This window comes from Mesorhizobium sp. M00.F.Ca.ET.216.01.1.1 (genome assembly GCF_004010325.2).
Taxonomy (GTDB): Bacteria; Pseudomonadota; Alphaproteobacteria; order Rhizobiales; family Rhizobiaceae; genus Mesorhizobium.
Window position 1 is genome coordinate 1 of record NZ_SADR02000533.1, and the last position, 288, is coordinate 288.

At 63.5% G+C, this 288-nt stretch carries 1 protein-coding gene; it reads right to left on the reverse strand.

Going from position 1 to position 288, the window contains the following annotated elements:
• A partial coding sequence (locus EN859_RS37320; RefSeq protein WP_135913755.1) for a DUF1203 domain-containing protein occupies window positions 1-288 on the reverse strand: 288 nt, incomplete at both ends.

The window sequence follows — 288 nt, forward strand, 5'->3', positions numbered from 1 at the left end:
GCGGCATTGGTAGCAATTGTTGCGCGCCGAGCGGACATGGATGTAGGCGATGTCGTCGCGCTCGAAGAACCTCTCGGAGCGTGCCGCAATGTCGCTGGTCGGGCCGACTCCGCCACTGCCGTAGACGATGCGGTCGTCCCTGCCGTAGCCTCGCACGATGTAGTCGCTGCTTTCGAGCATTTCCGGCAGCGCATCCACTTCCGCAGCAGCTTCGCATTCGTGCGCATGCAAGAAGATCGGCCCGGTCTCGGCGTAAGGCTGAAGCCGGGGGAATGGCCGATAGGCGAG